At 59.4% G+C, this 15883-nt stretch carries 15 protein-coding genes; 13 read left to right on the plus strand and 2 right to left on the minus strand.

Annotated elements, in window-relative coordinates; all coding sequences use genetic code 11:
* Positions 1 to 139: 139 nt before the first annotated feature.
* Both tsr and hpaR read right to left on the minus strand, forming a co-directional pair.
* Complete coding sequence (tsr, locus tag SK54_RS20360; RefSeq protein ID WP_017383845.1) at positions 140 to 1804, minus strand: methyl-accepting chemotaxis protein; 1665 nt, start codon at positions 1802 to 1804, stop codon at positions 140 to 142.
* A gap of 83 nt (positions 1805 to 1887) precedes the next feature.
* Positions 1888 to 2328, minus strand: a complete 441-nt coding sequence (gene hpaR, locus SK54_RS20365; protein ID WP_017383846.1) for a homoprotocatechuate degradation operon regulator HpaR — start codon at positions 2326 to 2328, stop codon at positions 1888 to 1890.
* 268 nt (positions 2329 to 2596) lie between these two features.
* On the opposite strand from hpaR, the gene hpaG reads away from it, so the two are divergent.
* The 13 genes from hpaG (at position 2597) to SK54_RS20430 (ending at position 15875) form a co-directional block, all read left to right on the plus strand.
* Positions 2597 to 3874, plus strand: coding sequence for a 4-hydroxyphenylacetate degradation bifunctional isomerase/decarboxylase (gene hpaG, locus SK54_RS20370; protein WP_015572597.1), 1278 nt, complete (start codon positions 2597 to 2599; stop codon positions 3872 to 3874).
* Positions 3871 to 5337: a 5-carboxymethyl-2-hydroxymuconate semialdehyde dehydrogenase gene (hpaE, locus tag SK54_RS20375; RefSeq protein WP_017383848.1), complete on the plus strand. Its 1467-nt coding sequence runs from the start codon at positions 3871 to 3873 to the stop codon at positions 5335 to 5337. The genes hpaG and hpaE overlap by 4 nt, the downstream gene beginning before the upstream one ends.
* Positions 5338 to 5339: 2 nt before the next feature.
* Entirely contained in the window at positions 5340 to 6191 is an 852-nt protein-coding gene (hpaD, locus tag SK54_RS20380; protein ID WP_024908288.1) for a 3,4-dihydroxyphenylacetate 2,3-dioxygenase, read from the plus strand.
* A gap of 9 nt (positions 6192 to 6200) precedes the next feature.
* Positions 6201 to 6581 carry a 5-carboxymethyl-2-hydroxymuconate Delta-isomerase gene (locus tag SK54_RS20385; protein WP_015572594.1) on the plus strand — a complete coding sequence of 127 codons (381 nt, stop codon included), beginning with the start codon at positions 6201 to 6203 and terminating at the stop codon, positions 6579 to 6581.
* A gap of 154 nt (positions 6582 to 6735) precedes the next feature.
* Positions 6736 to 7539: a 2-oxo-hept-4-ene-1,7-dioate hydratase gene (gene hpaH, locus SK54_RS20390; protein ID WP_017694562.1), complete on the plus strand. Its 804-nt coding sequence runs from the start codon at positions 6736 to 6738 to the stop codon at positions 7537 to 7539.
* A 9-nt stretch (positions 7540 to 7548) separates the two neighbouring features.
* Positions 7549 to 8343: a 4-hydroxy-2-oxoheptanedioate aldolase gene (hpaI, locus tag SK54_RS20395; protein ID WP_039271788.1), complete on the plus strand. Its 795-nt coding sequence runs from the start codon at positions 7549 to 7551 to the stop codon at positions 8341 to 8343.
* Positions 8344 to 8364: 21 nt separating this feature from the next.
* Positions 8365 to 9708, plus strand: coding sequence for a 4-hydroxyphenylacetate permease (hpaX, locus tag SK54_RS20400; RefSeq protein WP_039271790.1), 1344 nt, complete (start codon positions 8365 to 8367; stop codon positions 9706 to 9708).
* The gene (hpaA, locus tag SK54_RS20405) at positions 9680 to 10570 is read left to right on the plus strand and encodes a 4-hydroxyphenylacetate catabolism regulatory protein HpaA (RefSeq protein ID WP_017383853.1); all 891 of its coding nucleotides are present in this window, start codon (positions 9680 to 9682) and stop codon (positions 10568 to 10570) included. The genes hpaX and hpaA overlap by 29 nt, the downstream gene beginning before the upstream one ends.
* Positions 10571 to 10765: 195 nt before the next feature.
* A complete protein-coding gene (gene hpaB / locus SK54_RS20410) occupies positions 10766 to 12328 on the plus strand; it encodes a 4-hydroxyphenylacetate 3-monooxygenase, oxygenase component (protein WP_023295873.1) in 1563 nt (520 codons plus the stop codon).
* A 17-nt stretch (positions 12329 to 12345) separates the two neighbouring features.
* Entirely contained in the window at positions 12346 to 12855 is a 510-nt protein-coding gene (locus SK54_RS20415) for a 4-hydroxyphenylacetate 3-monooxygenase reductase subunit (RefSeq protein ID WP_015572588.1), read from the plus strand.
* Between the two features lie 120 nt (positions 12856 to 12975).
* Complete coding sequence (locus SK54_RS20420; protein ID WP_015572587.1) at positions 12976 to 13233, plus strand: HTH domain-containing protein; 258 nt, start codon at positions 12976 to 12978, stop codon at positions 13231 to 13233.
* A gap of 219 nt (positions 13234 to 13452) precedes the next feature.
* Positions 13453 to 15606: a carbon starvation CstA family protein gene (locus SK54_RS20425; protein ID WP_003856608.1), complete on the plus strand. Its 2154-nt coding sequence runs from the start codon at positions 13453 to 13455 to the stop codon at positions 15604 to 15606.
* 65 nt (positions 15607 to 15671) lie between these two features.
* Positions 15672 to 15875 carry a YbdD/YjiX family protein gene (locus SK54_RS20430; RefSeq protein ID WP_003856610.1) on the plus strand — a complete coding sequence of 68 codons (204 nt, stop codon included), beginning with the start codon at positions 15672 to 15674 and terminating at the stop codon, positions 15873 to 15875.
* The last annotated feature ends 8 nt before the right edge of the window (positions 15876 to 15883 follow it).

The raw sequence follows: 15883 nt of genomic DNA on the forward strand, positions 1-15883 counted from the left end.
CCGTAGGCCGGGTCAGGCGCAGCCGCCACCCGGCAAAACGCACAATCCGTAGGCCGGGTCAGGCGCAGCCGCCACCCGGCAAAACGCACAATCCGCAGGCCGGGTAAGGCGTAGCCGCCACCCGGCGAAACGCACAGCGTCAGAACGTTTCCCAGTTATCGCCCGCGTCTGCGGTCGCCGGTTTACGCGCCACTACCGGTGCGGCAACGCTTTTCGCCGAGGCGAACTCGCGCGCCTTCATCTGTTCCTGCTGAATACGGAACACCGCAACGGCCTGCGTCAGACGGCTCGCCTGCTCTTCCAGTGCCGCGGCCGCCGCCGCAGACTCTTCCACCAGCGAGGCGTTCTGCTGGGTCACGCGATCCATCTCAGCCACCGCCAGCCCAACCTGGTCGATACCGCGGCTCTGCTCGTCAGACGCAGACGCGATTTCGCCCATGATATCCGTCACGCGCGTTACCGCATTCACGATCTCACCCATGGTTTCACCCGCGCTTTCAACAAGCGTTGAACCAATTTCCACGCGCCCCACGGAGTCTTCAATCAGGCTCTTGATCTCGCGAGCCGCCTGGGCGCTGCGCTGCGCCAGGTTTCGGACTTCACCTGCAACCACCGCAAAACCACGCCCCTGCTCGCCCGCACGCGCCGCTTCTACCGCCGCGTTCAGCGCCAGAATATTGGTCTGGAAGGCAATCCCGTCGATCACGCTGATGATATCGGCGATTTTCTGCGAACTGCCGGCGATGTCACGCATGGTCTGCACCACGTTATCCACCACCTTGCCGCCTTTCTGCGCGGTTTCAGACGCGCTCAGCGCCAGGTTGCTCGCCTGACGGGCGTTCTCGGCGTTCTGCTTCACGGTGGCAGTCAGCTGTTCCATGCTGGCGGCGGTCTCTTCCAGAGAGGCAGCCTGCTGTTCGGTACGGGATGAGAGATCGTTATTGCCCATCGAGATTTCGCTCGCACCACTGTAAATGGCGTTGGCGCCGTTACGCACGTCACCCACGGTACGCACCAGCTCGCCCTGCATATGGCGCAGGGAGTCAGCCAGTACACCCATCTCGTTGGAGCCTTCCACGTCGATGCGCTTCACCAGGTCGCCGCTGGCGATATGACGAATGCTGTCAATCAGACGGTTCAGCGGCGAAATCAGCGCCTGACGAATACCCAGCCAGACGGCAACAATCACCACCAGCACCGCAGCCAGCACGCTAATCAGCACCCAGATAGCCTGGCGGTAAGAGCTGTTGCTGTCTTCAACCGCGGTCTGATACAGCGCGTCGTTCTGTTGCAGGTAGTTGACGTACTGCTTCTCAAAGCCATCCTGATAGCTCTGGGTCGGCTGGTCGAAGAACTCATTGATTTTGCCCGCCCCCAGCAGCTGGATCAGCTCAGCCAGCGCGCCATGGTAAATATCGTAATTACGTTTGATTTCCAGTGCCGCAGCGTCGCTCTGACGCGGGTCGCGCGGCAGCGCTTCGTAATCCGCCCAGTTTTTTTCCGCCTGTTTCAGAGACGCAGAGGCAATCTGCATCAGCTCGGCGACGGTTGAGCCGCTGCCGATATTGTTCTGATCCATCATATAGCGGATACCCGCGCGGTTCAGGGTGTTACGGGTTTGCAGCAGCGCCACCCAGCTACCGTTCAGGGTGGATTGTTGCTGGCGAATGGTTTGCAGGATGGTGAAATTCTCTTTGTCATGCTTCAGGGCATTGAAGAAAAGACCACCAGACGTGAGTTGTAAAAGGCCAAATATCGCTAAAACCAGCAGTAAGCTGGTGACAATCTTGATTCGGTTTAACATGTTTTCTCTTTCCTCAGGCAGATACAGAATATTCGGCCTGGCATGAGAAAACTTTACGAAAATCATCCTGGAATTTAGGGTTTTTACGCTTCGTCCCTCGCGGCGATATGTCGGTTTCCAAGTTCAATAAACTCTTCCAGCAGCGCCGTGAGCTGCTTCATCTTCTCAGGCGTATATTCCGCCTCTATCTGCTGGTACGCCTCTTCCACCTGAGCCTGAGCACGCTGGTACAGCGCGTTGCCTTCTTTCGTCAGCGACACGTACAGCTTGCGCTGGTCAGTCACCGGTTTTAAGCGCAGCACCAGACCGTCGCGCTCCATCCGCGTCAGAATGCCGGTCAGGCTTGGGCGCAAAATACAGGTGCGGAACGCCAGATCGTGAAAATCCATGGAGGGATGCTCGGCCAGCACGCGGACGATACGCCACTGCTGCTCGGTCAGATTATGCCGCTTCACTATCGGGCGGAAGTAGCCCATCGCCGCTTCACGCGCCTGCAACAGCGCGATGGTTAATGAGTCATGCATCATCTACCCCTTACATCATTAACAAATAAACAATTAAAAACAGATGCTTTTATAGACAACACGTTTTAACCCAAAAAGTCTAACAGAAACAAAGCTATTTTTTTAACTTATTGATTTAAATATCAACCCACCCTTTTATGTAAATTTATTGTTATTTGCATCACAAATTATTCACTTCTGATTGCGAAACGAACAGCAAAAGCATAAAACCAGATCATTAACATATTAATGAAATCAAAACCGGACAGCCGGTTTGAGGAGTATGGGAATGAAAGGTACTGTTTTTGCCGTAGCGCTAAACCACCAAAGCCAGCGTGTGGCCTGGGCTGAGGCGTTTGAAAAAGCCCCCTATAACGCGCCGCCAAAAACGGCGGTGTGGTTTATCAAGCCACATAACACTGTTATCCGCGCAGGCGAACCGATTCCCTTCCCGCAGGGAGAAACCGTGTTAAGCGGCGCGACGGTGGCGCTGGTGGTGGGCAAAACCGCCAGCAAAGTACGCGTTGAAGAGGCGGCGGCGTACATCGCCGGCTACGCGCTGGCTAACGAAATCAGCCTGCCGGAAGAGAGCTTCTACCGTCCGGCGATCAAGGCCAAATGCCGGGATGGATTTTGCCCGCTCGGCGAACCTGTCGCCGTTGATAACGTGGATAATCTGACCATCATCACCGAGATCAACGGCCGCGAAGCGGACCACTGGAACACGGCCGATCTGCACCGCAACGCCGCCGAACTGCTGAGCGCCCTGAGCGAATTTGCCACCCTGAACCCCGGCGATGCGATATTGCTCGGCACTCCGCAAAGCCGCGTCGAAGTTCGCCCGGGCGATCGGGTACGTATTCTGGCAGAAGGATTTCCGCCGCTGGAAAACCCGGTGGTGGAGGAACGCGACGTTGCCATCGCTTCGCGCACGCCGCCGCACGCCACGCTGTTTGCCCTCGGTCTGAACTATGCCGACCACGCCAGCGAGCTGGACTTCAAGCCACCCACCGAGCCGCTGGTGTTTATCAAAGCGCCGAATACCTTTAACGGCGACAACCAGACGTCGGTGCGCCCGAACAATATCGAGTACATGCATTACGAAGCCGAGCTGGTGGTGGTCATCGGCAAAACCGCGCGCAAGGTCAGTGAAGCCGAGGCGATGGAGTATGTTGCGGGCTACACGGTGTGCAACGACTACGCCATCCGCGATTATCTCGAAAACTACTATCGCCCGAACCTGCGGGTGAAAAGCCGCGACGGGCTGACCCCAATCAGCCCGAACGTAGTGCCAAAAGAAGCCATTCCTGACCCGCACAACCTTCGTCTTCGCACCTACGTCAACGGTGAACTGCGTCAGGAAGGCACCACGGCAGACCTGATCTTCAGCATCCCCTACTTGATTGCGTATCTGAGCGATTTTATGACCCTGCAACCGGGCGACATGATTGCCACCGGCACGCCGAAGGGGCTGTCCGACGTGGTGCCGGGCGATGAGGTGGTGGTGGAAGTGGAAGGCGTAGGCCGTCTGGTAAACCGAATTGTCAGTGAGGAGACTGCAAAATGAAAAAGATTAACCACTGGATCAACGGTAAAAACGTCGCCGGAAGTGAGTACTTCCAAACCACTAACCCGGCCTCCGGCGAGGTGCTGGCAGAAGTGGCCTCCGGCGGCGAAGCCGAAATCCATCAGGCCGTTGCCGCCGCCAAAGAGGCGTTTCCGAAATGGGCCAACCTGCCGATGAAGGAGCGCGCGCGCCTGATGCGTCGCCTGGGGGATCTGATTGACCAGAACGTGCCGGACATTGCCGCGATGGAAACCGCCGACACCGGCCTGCCGATCCACCAGACCAAAAACGTGCTCATTCCGCGCGCCTCGCACAACTTCGAGTTCTTCGCCGAGGTGTGCCAGCAGATGAACGGCAAAACCTACCCGGTCGACGACAAGATGCTCAACTACACCCTGGTGCAGCCGGTGGGTGTCTGCGCGCTGGTGTCGCCGTGGAACGTGCCGTTTATGACCGCCACCTGGAAGGTCGCGCCGTGCCTGGCCTTAGGGAATACCGCGGTGCTGAAGATGTCTGAACTCTCCCCGCTGACCGCTGACCGTCTGGGCGAGCTGGCGCTGGAGGCGGGCATTCCGGCGGGCGTGCTCAACGTGGTGCAGGGCTATGGCGCCACGGCGGGCGACGCGCTGGTGCGTCATCACGACGTGCGCGCCGTCTCCTTCACCGGCGGCACCGCCACCGGGCGCAACATCATGAAAAACGCCGGGCTGAAGAAGTATTCCATGGAGCTGGGCGGCAAATCGCCGGTGCTGATTTTCGAAGACGCAGACATCGAGCGCGCGCTGGACGCCGCCCTGTTCACCATTTTCTCCATCAACGGCGAACGCTGCACCGCCGGCTCGCGCATCTTCATCCAGCAGAGCATCTACCCGGAGTTCGTCAAACGCTTTGCCGAGCGCGCCAACCGCCTGCGCGTGGGCGACCCGACCGATCCGAACACCCAGATTGGCGCGCTCATCAGCCAGCAGCACTGGGAAAAAGTCTCCGGCTATATCCGCCTCGGCATTGAAGAGGGGGCAACCCTGCTGGCGGGCGGCCCGGACAAACCGACCGATCTACCTGCGCACCTGAAGGGCGGCAACTTCCTGCGACCAACCGTGCTGGCGGATGTCGATAACCGCATGCGCGTGGCGCAGGAGGAGATCTTCGGGCCAGTGGCCTGCCTGCTGCCGTTTAAGGATGAAGCGGAAGGCCTGCGCCTGGCGAACGACGTGGAGTACGGCCTGGCATCTTACATCTGGACCCAGGACGTCAGCAAAGTGCTGCGTCTGGCGCGCAGCATCGAAGCGGGCATGGTGTTCGTCAACACCCAGAACGTGCGCGACCTGCGCCAGCCGTTTGGCGGCGTGAAGGCCTCCGGCACCGGGCGTGAGGGCGGCGAGTACAGCTTCGAGGTCTTCGCGGAGATGAAGAACGTCTGTATCTCCATGGGCGACCATCCGATTCCAAAGTGGGGGATCTGATCATGGGAAAATTAGCCTTAGCAGCAAAAATCACACACGTTCCGTCAATGTATCTCTCTGAACTGCCGGGCAAAAACCACGGCTGCCGCCAGTCGGCCATCGACGGGCATAAAGAGATCAGCAAGCGCTGCCGCGAGCTGGGCGTGGACACCATTATCGTCTTCGACACCCACTGGCTGGTGAATAGCGCGTATCACATCAACTGCGCGGACCATTTTTCGGGCGTCTACACCAGCAACGAGCTGCCGCATTTTATTCGCGACATGACCTACGACTACGACGGCAACCCGGAACTCGGCCAGCTGATTGCCGACGAAGCGGTGAAGCTTGGCGTTCGCGCCAAGGCGCACAACATCCCGAGCCTGAAGCTGGAGTACGGCACGCTGGTGCCGATGCGCTACATGAACGCGGATAAGCACTTCAAAGTGGTCTCCATCTCGGCGTTCTGCACGGTTCACGATTTCGCCGACAGCCGCAGGCTGGGCGAGGCCATCGTCAGCGCCATCGAAAAATATGACGGCACCGTGGCGGTGCTCGCCAGCGGCTCGCTGTCGCACCGCTTTATCGACGACCAGCGCGCGGAGGAAGGGATGAACAGCTACACCCGCGAGTTTGACCGTCAGATGGACGAGCGCGTGGTGAAGCTGTGGCGCGAGGGTCAGTTCAAGGAGTTTTGCAGCATGCTGCCGGAGTACGCCGACTACTGCTACGGCGAGGGCAATATGCACGACACGGTGATGCTGCTGGGGATGCTCGGCTGGGACAAATACGACGGTAAGGTGGAGTTTCTCACCGAGCTGTTCGCCAGCTCCGGCACCGGCCAGGTCAACGCCGTTTTCCCGCTGCCCGCGTAAGGAGCCACCATGCCGCACTTTATTGCTGAATGTACCGACAACATCCGCGAGCAGGCCGACCTGCCAGGGCTGTTCGCCAAAGTGAACGAGGCGCTCGCCGCCACGGGCATCTTCCCCATCGGCGGTATCCGCAGCCGCGCCCACTGGCTGGACACCTGGCAGATGGCAGACGGTAAGCACGATTACGCCTTTGTGCATATGACGCTGAAGATCGGCGCGGGGCGCAGCCTGGAAAGCCGGAAAGAGGTCGGTGAAATGCTGTTTGCGCTGATCAAAACGCATTTTGCAGAGCTGATGGCCGCCCGCTATCTGGCGCTGTCGTTCGAGCTCGACGAGCTGCACCCGACGCTTAATTACAAGCAGAACAACGTGCACGCGTTGTTTAAGTAGCCGTTTGCTCGCCCGGTGGCGCTGCGCTTACCGGGCCTACAACGGCCCCAAACCGTAGGCCGGGTAAGCGCAGCGCCACCCGGCAACAGCAGCACCGAACCGTAGGCCGGGTAAGCGAAGCGCCACCCGGCAACAGCCGCACAAAGGATACGCCATGCTCGACAAACACACCCATACCCTGATCGCCCACCGCCTGCATCAGGCGGAACAATCCCGGGAGCAGATCCGCGCGATCTCGCTGGAGTACCCGGAGATCACCATTGAAGACGCCTACGCCGTCCAGCGCGAATGGGTGAGCCTGAAAATCGCCGAAGGCCGCGTGCTGAAAGGCCACAAGATCGGCCTCACCTCCAAAGCGATGCAGGCCAGCTCGCAGATCAGCGAGCCGGACTACGGCGCGCTGCTGGACGATATGTTCTTCCACGACGGCAGCGACATCCCCGTGGCTCGCTTTATCGTCCCGCGCATCGAAGTGGAGCTGGCCTTCGTGCTGGCAAAACCGCTGCGCGGCCCGAACTGCACGATCTTCGACGTCTACAACGCCACGGATTACGTCATCCCCGCCCTGGAGCTGATCGACGCCCGCTGCCATAACGTTGACCCGGAAACCCAGCGCCCGCGCAAGGTGTTCGACACCATCTCCGATAACGCCGCCAACGCGGGCGTGATCCTCGGCGGCCGCCCGATTAAACCCGACGAGCTGGATCTGCGCTGGATCTCCGCCCTGCTCTACCGCAACGGCGTGATCGAAGAGACCGGGGTCGCCGCAGGCGTGCTTAACCACCCGGCAAACGGCGTGGCGTGGCTGGCGAACAAACTCGCGCCATACGACGTGCAGCTTGAGCCAGGCCAGATCATCCTCGGCGGCTCGTTTACCCGCCCGGTTGCCGCCAGCAGAGGCGACACCTTCCACGTCGACTACGGCAACATGGGCTCCATCAGTTGCCGCTTTGTGTAGGAGTGCACCATGGAAAACGCATTTAAGACCGCGCTGAAAGCCGGAAAGCCACAAATCGGCCTGTGGCTGGGGCTGACCAGCAGCTACAGCGCTGAGCTACTGGCCGGGGCCGGTTTTGACTGGTTGCTGATCGACGGAGAGCACGCGCCGAACAGCGTGCAAACCATCCTGACTCAGCTACAGGCCATCGCCCCTTATCCCAGCCAGCCGGTGGTGCGCCCGTCGTGGAACGATCCGGTGCAGATCAAGCAGTTGCTGGACGTGGGGGCGCAAACCCTGCTGGTGCCGATGGTGCAAAACGCCGACGAAGCCCGTCTGGCGGTCAGCGCCACCCGCTATCCGCCTGCCGGCATTCGCGGCGTCGGCAGCGCGCTGGCGCGGGCGTCGCGCTGGAACCGCATCCCGGAGTATCTGCATCAGGCTAACGACGCCATGTGCGTGCTGGTGCAAATCGAAACTCGCGAGGCGCTGAAAAACCTGCCGCAGATCCTGGACGTGGAAGGGGTGGACGGCGTGTTTATCGGCCCGGCGGATCTGAGCGCCGACATGGGCTTCGCCGGTAATCCGCTGCACCCGGAGGTGCAGGCCGCCATTGAACAGGCGATCGCGCAGATCCTCAGCGCGGGCAAAGCGCCCGGCATCCTGATGGCGAATGAACAGCTGGCAAAACGCTATCTCAGCCTCGGCGCGTTGTTTGTCGCGGTCGGCGTGGATACCACCCTGCTCGCCCGCAGCGCCGAAGCGCTGGCGGCCCGCTTTACCGACGTCACCACAGCAGTTGATAACAATAAATCCGTCTACTAAACGTACGATGTGGAGCGCAACATGACGACCTCAACCCTGCATAATAAAGCTGTTGAACATCGCGTTATTAATAAGCTGTTCCGTCGTTTGATCGTGTTTCTTTTTATCCTGTTTGTTTTCTCGTTTCTCGATCGCATCAACATCGGCTTTGCCGGGCTGACGATGGGCAAAGATCTGGGCCTCACGTCAACCATGTTTGGCCTGGCCGCGACGCTGTTTTACGTGACCTACGTGCTGTGCGGTATCCCCAGCAACATCATGCTGGCGAAGGTCGGCGCCCGCCGCTGGATCGCCGGGATCATGGTGGTGTGGGGCATCGCCTCTACCTGCACCATGTTCGCCACCAGCCCCGAAACGCTTTATGTCCTGCGCATGCTGGTGGGCATTGCCGAAGCCGGTTTCCTGCCAGGCATTCTGGTCTATCTCACCTGGTGGTTCCCGGCGTATCACCGCGCCCGCGCCAACGCGCTGTTTATGATCGCCATGCCGGTGACCATGATGCTCGGCTCGATCCTCTCCGGGTACATTCTGGCGATGGACGGGCTGTGGAACCTGAAGGGCTGGCAGTGGCTGTTCCTGCTGGAGGGGCTGCCATCGGTGGTGCTCGGCGTGGTGACCTGGTTCTACCTTAACGACACCCCGGAGCAGGCCACCTGGCTGGATGATGACGAAAAGCAGGCACTCAAAACGATGATCGCCCGCGAGCAGGAGCTGGCCATTGCGCATACCGCCACGCCGCGCTCGACGCTGCGCGAGGTGCTGACGCCCGCCGTGCTGCTCTACACGCTGGCCTACTTCTGCCTGACGAATACGCTGAGCGCGATCAACATCTGGACGCCGCAGATCCTGCAAAGCTTCAACACCGGCAGCAGCAATATCGTGATTGGCCTGCTGGCGGCGATCCCGCAGTTTTGCACCATCCTCGGGATGATCTGGTGGAGCCGCCGCTCCGACAGGCTGAAAGAGCGAAAAAAGCACACCATCCTGCCGTATCTTTTTGCAGCGGCGGGATGGATGCTGGCCTCGGCGACCGATCACAGCCTGATCCAGCTGCTTGGCATCATCATGGCCTCAACCGGATCGTTTACCGCCATGGCGATATTCTGGACCACGCCGGATCAGGTTATTAGCCTGCAATCCCGCGCGGTGGCGCTGGCGGTGATCAACGCCATCGGCAACGTCGGGTCTGCCGTCAGCCCATTGCTGATAGGTATTTTGCGCGACGCGACCGGCAGCTTCAGCTCGGGACTGTGGTTCGTGGCGGGTCTGCTGGTGGTGGGCGCGCTGGTGCTGACGCGCATTCCGATGACGCAGCGGGATCAACAGAGGAACGATCATGTGCCAGAGCCCCATCGCCAACATTGATATCAGCAAGGATTACGACGAAAGTCTGGGCACCGACGATGTGCACTACCAGTCGTTCGCCCGCATGGCGGCCTTTTTTGGCCGCGACATGCAGGCGCACCGCCACGACCAGTATTTTCAGATGCATTTTCTCGACACCGGGCAGATTGAGCTCCAGCTCGACGACCACCGTTACTCGGTGCAGGCGCCGCTGTTCGTGCTAACGCCACCGTCGGTGCCGCACGCGTTTATTACCGAATCCGACAGCGACGGCCACGTGCTGACGGTGCGCGAGGATCTCATCTGGCCGCTGTTAGAAGTGCTCTACCCCGGTACGCGGGAAGCGTTCGGCCTGCCGGGGATCTGCCTGTCGCTTGCCGACAGGCCTGACGAGCTGGCGGCGCTGAAGCACTACTGGCAGCTGATTGCCCGGGAATCCACGGAACAACTGCCCGGTCGCGAGCATACGCTGGTCCTGCTGGCCCAGGCCGTTTTTACCCTGCTGCTGCGCAACGCGAAGCTCGACGACCACGCGTCAGGCGGCATGCGCGGTGAGCTGAAGCTTTTTCAGCGCTTTAACCAGCTGACAGATGCTCATTACCACGAGCACTGGACGGTGCCGGAGTATGCCAGCGAATTGCATCTCACCGAATCTCGCCTGACCGATATCTGTCGCCGCTTCGCCAACCGCTCGCCGAAACGGCTGATCTTCGACCGCCAGCTGCGGGAAGCCAGGCGTTTGCTGCTGTTTTCCGACAGCACAGTGAGCGAAATTGCCTGGCAGCTGGGGTTTAAAGATCCGGCCTATTTCGCCCGTTTTTTTAACCGACTGACGGGGTGCTCACCCAGCGCATACCGGGCGCAGAAAGTACCGGTTTCCTGAACGCATAACGGTTCGTAGGGCGGGTAAGCGCAGCGCCACCCGCCGAAAAGCCGCACAGATCACAAAACCACCTCTCACCCGAAAAGTACCTGCCGTTGTCCCAATCGTCCCTTCACGTTCCGCCCGTCTCAAGCTTCAATTAAACAACAAAAACAAAACATAAATTTAACAACCATCTTCCGATACGAGGTCCCTATGAAGCCTGAAGATTTCCGCGCTGATGCCAAACGTCCGTTAACCGGTGAAGAGTATTTAAAAAGCCTGCAAGATGGCCGTGAGATTTATATCTACGGCGAGCGCGTTAAGGACGTCACTACCCACCCGGCATTTCGCAATGCGGCGGCGTCCATCGCCCAGATGTACGATGCCCTGCACAAGCCAGACATGCAGGATACCCTCTGCTGGGGTACCGACACCGGCAGCGGCGGCTACACCCATAAATTCTTCCGCGTGGCGAAAAGTGCCGACGATCTGCGCCAGCAGCGTGACGCCATCGCCGAGTGGTCGCGCCTGAGCTACGGCTGGATGGGGCGTACGCCGGACTACAAAGCCGCGTTCGGCTGCGCGCTCGGCGCTAACCCTGCCTTCTACGGTCAGTTCGAGCAGAACGCCCGCAACTGGTACACCCGTATTCAGGAAACCGGCCTGTACTTTAACCACGCCATCGTCAACCCGCCGATCGATCGCCATAAACCGGCGGACGAGGTGAAAGACGTTTACATCAAGCTGGAGAAAGAGACCGACGCCGGGATCATCGTCAGCGGCGCGAAAGTGGTGGCCACCAACTCGGCATTGACCCACTACAACATGATCGGTTTTGGTTCTGCGCAGGTGATGGGCGAAAACCCGGACTTCGCGCTGATGTTCGTCGCGCCGATGGATGCCGAAGGGGTGAAGCTGATCTCCCGCGCCTCATACGAGATGGTGGCAGGGGCGACAGGCTCTCCGTACGACTACCCGCTCTCCAGCCGCTTTGACGAGAACGACGCCATTCTGGTAATGGATCATGTGCTGATCCCGTGGGAAAACGTGCTGATCTACCGTGATTTCGACCGCTGCCGTCGCTGGACGATGGAAGGTGGCTTCGCCCGCATGTACCCGCTTCAGGCCTGCGTGCGTCTGGCAGTGAAGCTCGACTTCATCACCGCTCTGCTGAAGAAGTCGCTGGAGTGTACCGGCACCCTCGAGTTCCGCGGCGTGCAGGCGGATCTCGGCGAAGTGGTGGCATGGCGCAACATGTTCTGGGCGCTGAGCGACTCCATGTGCTCCGAAGCCACGCCGTGGGTAAACGGCGCGTATCTGCCTGACCACGCGGCGTTACAGACCTACCGCGTGATGGCGCCAATGGCCTATGCGAAGATCAAGAACATCATCGAACGTAACGTGACCTCGGGGCTGATCTACCTGCCGTCCAGCGCGCGGGACCTGAACAACCCGCAGATCGACCAGTACCTGGCGAAGTACGTGCGCGGCTCCAACGGGATGGATCATGTCGAACGCATCAAGATTCTGAAACTGATGTGGGATGCCATCGGCAGCGAGTTTGGCGGACGTCACGAGCTGTACGAAATCAACTACTCCGGTAGCCAGGATGAGGTCCGCCTGCAATGCCTGCGTCAGGCGCAAAGCTCCGGCAACATGGACAAGATGATGGCGATGGTTGACCGCTGCATGTCCGAGTACGACCAGCACGGCTGGACCGTACCGCACCTGCACAACAACACTGATATCAACATGCTGGATAAGCTGCTGAAATAACGCAGCGGGAGGTTTCAATGCAATCTGAAGAACGCCTGCGTTTTCGCGACGCGATGGCCAGCCTGTCGGCGGCGGTGAATGTGGTCACTACCGAGGGCGATGCGGGTCGCTGCGGCATTACCGCCACCGCCGTCTGTTCGGTCACGGACACCCCGCCCTCGGTCATGGTCTGCATCAACGCCAACAGCGCCATGAACCCGGTCTTCCAGGGCAACGGCAGACTGTGCGTCAACGTGCTGAACCACGAGCAGGAGATCATGGCCCGCCACTTTGCCGGGATGACCGGCATGGCAATGGAGGAGCGCTTTGCTCTCTCCTGCTGGCAGAAAGGACCGCTGGCGCAGCCGGTGCTGAAAGGCGCTCTGGCAAGCCTGGAAGGTGAGATATCCCAGGTGCAAACCATCGGCACCCATCTGGTCTACCTTGTAGAGATTAAGAACATCATCCTCAGCAGCGAGGGGCACGGCCTGATCTACTTCAAACGCCGTTTCCACCCGGTGATGATGGAGATGGAAGCCGCGATTTGATCCCGTTGCACAAAAAAACGCTAAGGTTTCCGCAAAGGTGCGCCGTTAACTATCCATAAGATAAATTTTCCGGGGCGGCTGGCAACGTCGTCAGCCGCCCCCTTAACGCTGGAAAGTCTTATGGCCCCTTCACCCCGAAGCCGCTCGGCTGAACGTCTGGTTGAAATCATTATTGCCCTGCACCGCAACGGAAGCGTTAATCGCCGCGATCTGATGCAAAAATTTGGCATTACCGAACGCACGGTGTACCGCGATTTACAGGCGCTTTCCCCGATTATTGAACACGACGGCAAAGGGCGCTATCAGCTGCTGCCCGCGTATCAGCCCTGCCGCTGCGTACACTACCCTGAAGCGAACGACAAAAGTCCACAGGGCTAGATTATTCTCAGTGATCTCAATCACATATTTTCTCCCACCGGGGGTGAGCCTTAACCACTCACCCTCGCTTTTGACCGCTCACGCATCGCTTTCAACCACTCACCCATTTACCGTGCTTTACACGCGCGAGGATCTGGCACGATCGCTCCAGCATTAATCAATACCTCCTCACAACGAACCCTGACCCTTTTTTCTTTACATAAAAAACCAGGTCTTATTATGGATACTAAAAAACTACTTAAGCACGTGCCCTGGGCCATCCTCGGGATCATCGGTGCTTTCTGTCTGGCGGTTGTCGCATTACGCCGGGGCGAGCACGTCAGCGCCCTGTGGATCGTGGTCGCGTCGGTTTCCGTCTACCTTGTGGCTTATCGCTACTACAGCTTGTACATCGCGCAGAAGGTTATGAAGCTCGACCCGACGCGCGCCACCCCGGCGGTTATTAACAACGACGGCCTGAACTACGTGCCAACCAACCGTTACGTGCTGTTTGGTCACCACTTTGCCGCTATCGCCGGTGCAGGCCCGCTGGTCGGCCCGGTGCTGGCCGCGCAGATGGGCTACCTGCCGGGTACGCTCTGGCTGCTGGCGGGCGTGGTGCTGGCGGGGGCGGTGCAGGACTTTATGGTGCTGTTTATCTCCTCGCGCCGTAACGGTTCGTCGCTGGGCGAGATGATCAAAGAGGAGATGGGCCGCGTGCCAGGCACGATCGCCCTGTTCGGCTGCTTCCTGATCATGATCATCATCCTGGCGGTGCTGGCCCTGATCGTGGTGAAAGCGCTGGCCGAAAGTCCGTGGGGCGTCTTCACCGTCTGCTCTACCGTACCGATTGCGCTGTTCATGGGCATCTACATGCGCTTCCTGCGCCCTGGCCGCGTTGGCGAGGTGTCGGTCATCGGTATCGTGCTGCTGGTCGCCTCCATCTACTTCGGCGGCGTGATTGCACACGACCCGTACTGGGGTCCAGCGCTGACCTTTAAAGACACCACCATCACCTTCGCGCTGATCGGCTACGCATTCATCTCAGCGCTGCTGCCGGTGTGGCTGATTCTGGCTCCGCGTGACTACCTGGCAACCTTCCTGAAAATCGGCGTTATCGTCGGGCTGGCCATTGGTATTGTGATCATCAACCCGGAGCTGAAAATGCCGGCGGTGACGCAGTACATTGACGGTACCGGTCCGCTGTGGAAAGGCGCCCTGTTCCCGTTCCTGTTTATCACCATTGCCTGCGGTGCCGTGTCTGGCTTCCACGCGCTGATCGCCTCCGGCACCACGCCGAAGCTGATGGCCAACGAAACCGACGCGCGCTTCATCGGTTACGGCGCGATGCTGATGGAATCCTTCGTGGCGATCATGGCGCTGGTTGCGGCGTCGATTATCGAGCCTGGCCTGTACTTTGCGATGAACACCCCGCCGGCGGGTCTCGGCATTACCATGCCAAACCTGCATGAGATGGGCGGCGAAAATACCGCGCTGATCCTGGCACAGCTGAAAGACGCCAGCGCGCATGCGGCGGCGACCGTCAGCTCCTGGGGCTTCGTGATTTCGCCCGAGCAGATCATGCAGACAGCGAAAGACATCGGCGAACCGTCCGTGCTGAACCGCGCAGGTGGCGCGCCAACGCTGGCGGTGGGTATCGCACACGTGTTCCACAAAGTGCTGCCGTGGGCGGACATGGGCTTCTGGTACCACTTCGGCATTCTGTTTGAAGCGCTGTTCATCCTCACCGCGCTGGATGCCGGTACGCGTGCAGGCCGCTTCATGTTGCAGGATCTGCTGGGTAACTTCGTGCCATTCCTGAAGAAAACCGACTCGCTGGTGGCCGGCGTTCTGGGCACTGCGGGCTGCGTAGGCCTGTGGGGTTATCTGCTGTATCAGGGCGTTGTTGACCCGCTGGGCGGCGTGAAGAGCCTGTGGCCGCTGTTCGGTATCTCTAACCAGATGCTGGCGGCTGTGGCCCTGGTGCTGGGTACCGTTGTCCTCGTGAAGATGAAACGCACCAAATACATCTGGGTCACCGTGGTGCCTGCGCTGTGGCTGCTGCTCTGCACTACCTGGGCGCTGGGTCTGAAACTGTTCAGCACCAACCCGCAGCTGGAAGGCTTCTTCTTCATGGCTAACCAGTACAAAGAGAAGATTGCCGCAGGCGGCGCGGATCTGACCGCGCAGCAGATTGCCAACATGAACCATATCGTGGTGAACAACTACACCAACGCGGGTCTGAGCATTCTGTTCCTGGTGGTGGTGTACAGCATTATCTTCTACGGCATCAAAACCTGGATGAAAGTGCGTAACGTTGAGGGCCGTACGGACAAAGAGACCCCGTACGTACCGGTGCCGGAAGGCGGCGTGAAGACCTCCTCACACCATTAATTAAGCATGTTACTGTAGGCCCGGTAAGCGTAGCGCCACCGGGCTTCTTCTATCTGGAACCCTCAATGTTTGGTAACTTAGGCGAAGCAAAAAAATACCTCGGTCAGGCGGCGAAAATGCTGATTGGCATTCCGGATTATGACAACTACGTTGAGCATATGAAGACCAACCATCCGGATAAGCCGTACATGACCTACACTGAATTCTTCCGCGAGCGTCAGGAAGCGCGCTACGGCGGAAGTGGAGAAGGCGGCGTCCGCTGCTGCTAAAGGAGAAA

The organism is Enterobacter sp. MGH120 (genome assembly GCF_001037725.1).
GTDB lineage: Bacteria > Pseudomonadota > Gammaproteobacteria > Enterobacterales > Enterobacteriaceae > Enterobacter > Enterobacter hormaechei_C.

Excerpts from the sequence above, each read along its gene's own strand:
- hpaX (WP_039271790.1), top strand. The coding sequence starts at position 8,365 with ATGACGACCTCAACCCTGCATAATAAAGCTGTTGAACATCGCGTTATT.
- SK54_RS20420 (WP_015572587.1), top strand. The coding sequence starts at position 12,976 with ATGGCCCCTTCACCCCGAAGCCGCTCGGCTGAACGTCTGGTTGAAATC.
- hpaD (WP_024908288.1), top strand. The coding sequence starts at position 5,340 with ATGGGAAAATTAGCCTTAGCAGCAAAAATCACACACGTTCCGTCAATG.
- tsr (WP_017383845.1), bottom strand. The coding sequence starts at position 1,804 with ATGTTAAACCGAATCAAGATTGTCACCAGCTTACTGCTGGTTTTAGCG.
- hpaH (WP_017694562.1), top strand. The coding sequence starts at position 6,736 with ATGCTCGACAAACACACCCATACCCTGATCGCCCACCGCCTGCATCAG.
- hpaB (WP_023295873.1), top strand. The coding sequence starts at position 10,766 with ATGAAGCCTGAAGATTTCCGCGCTGATGCCAAACGTCCGTTAACCGGT.
- hpaE (WP_017383848.1), top strand. The coding sequence starts at position 3,871 with ATGAAAAAGATTAACCACTGGATCAACGGTAAAAACGTCGCCGGAAGT.
- SK54_RS20415 (WP_015572588.1), top strand. The coding sequence starts at position 12,346 with ATGCAATCTGAAGAACGCCTGCGTTTTCGCGACGCGATGGCCAGCCTG.
- SK54_RS20385 (WP_015572594.1), top strand. The coding sequence starts at position 6,201 with ATGCCGCACTTTATTGCTGAATGTACCGACAACATCCGCGAGCAGGCC.
- hpaI (WP_039271788.1), top strand. The coding sequence starts at position 7,549 with ATGGAAAACGCATTTAAGACCGCGCTGAAAGCCGGAAAGCCACAAATC.
- hpaR (WP_017383846.1), bottom strand. The coding sequence starts at position 2,328 with ATGCATGACTCATTAACCATCGCGCTGTTGCAGGCGCGTGAAGCGGCG.
- SK54_RS20425 (WP_003856608.1), top strand. The coding sequence starts at position 13,453 with ATGGATACTAAAAAACTACTTAAGCACGTGCCCTGGGCCATCCTCGGG.
- hpaG (WP_015572597.1), top strand. The coding sequence starts at position 2,597 with ATGAAAGGTACTGTTTTTGCCGTAGCGCTAAACCACCAAAGCCAGCGT.
- hpaA (WP_017383853.1), top strand. The coding sequence starts at position 9,680 with ATGTGCCAGAGCCCCATCGCCAACATTGATATCAGCAAGGATTACGAC.
- SK54_RS20430 (WP_003856610.1), top strand. The coding sequence starts at position 15,672 with ATGTTTGGTAACTTAGGCGAAGCAAAAAAATACCTCGGTCAGGCGGCG.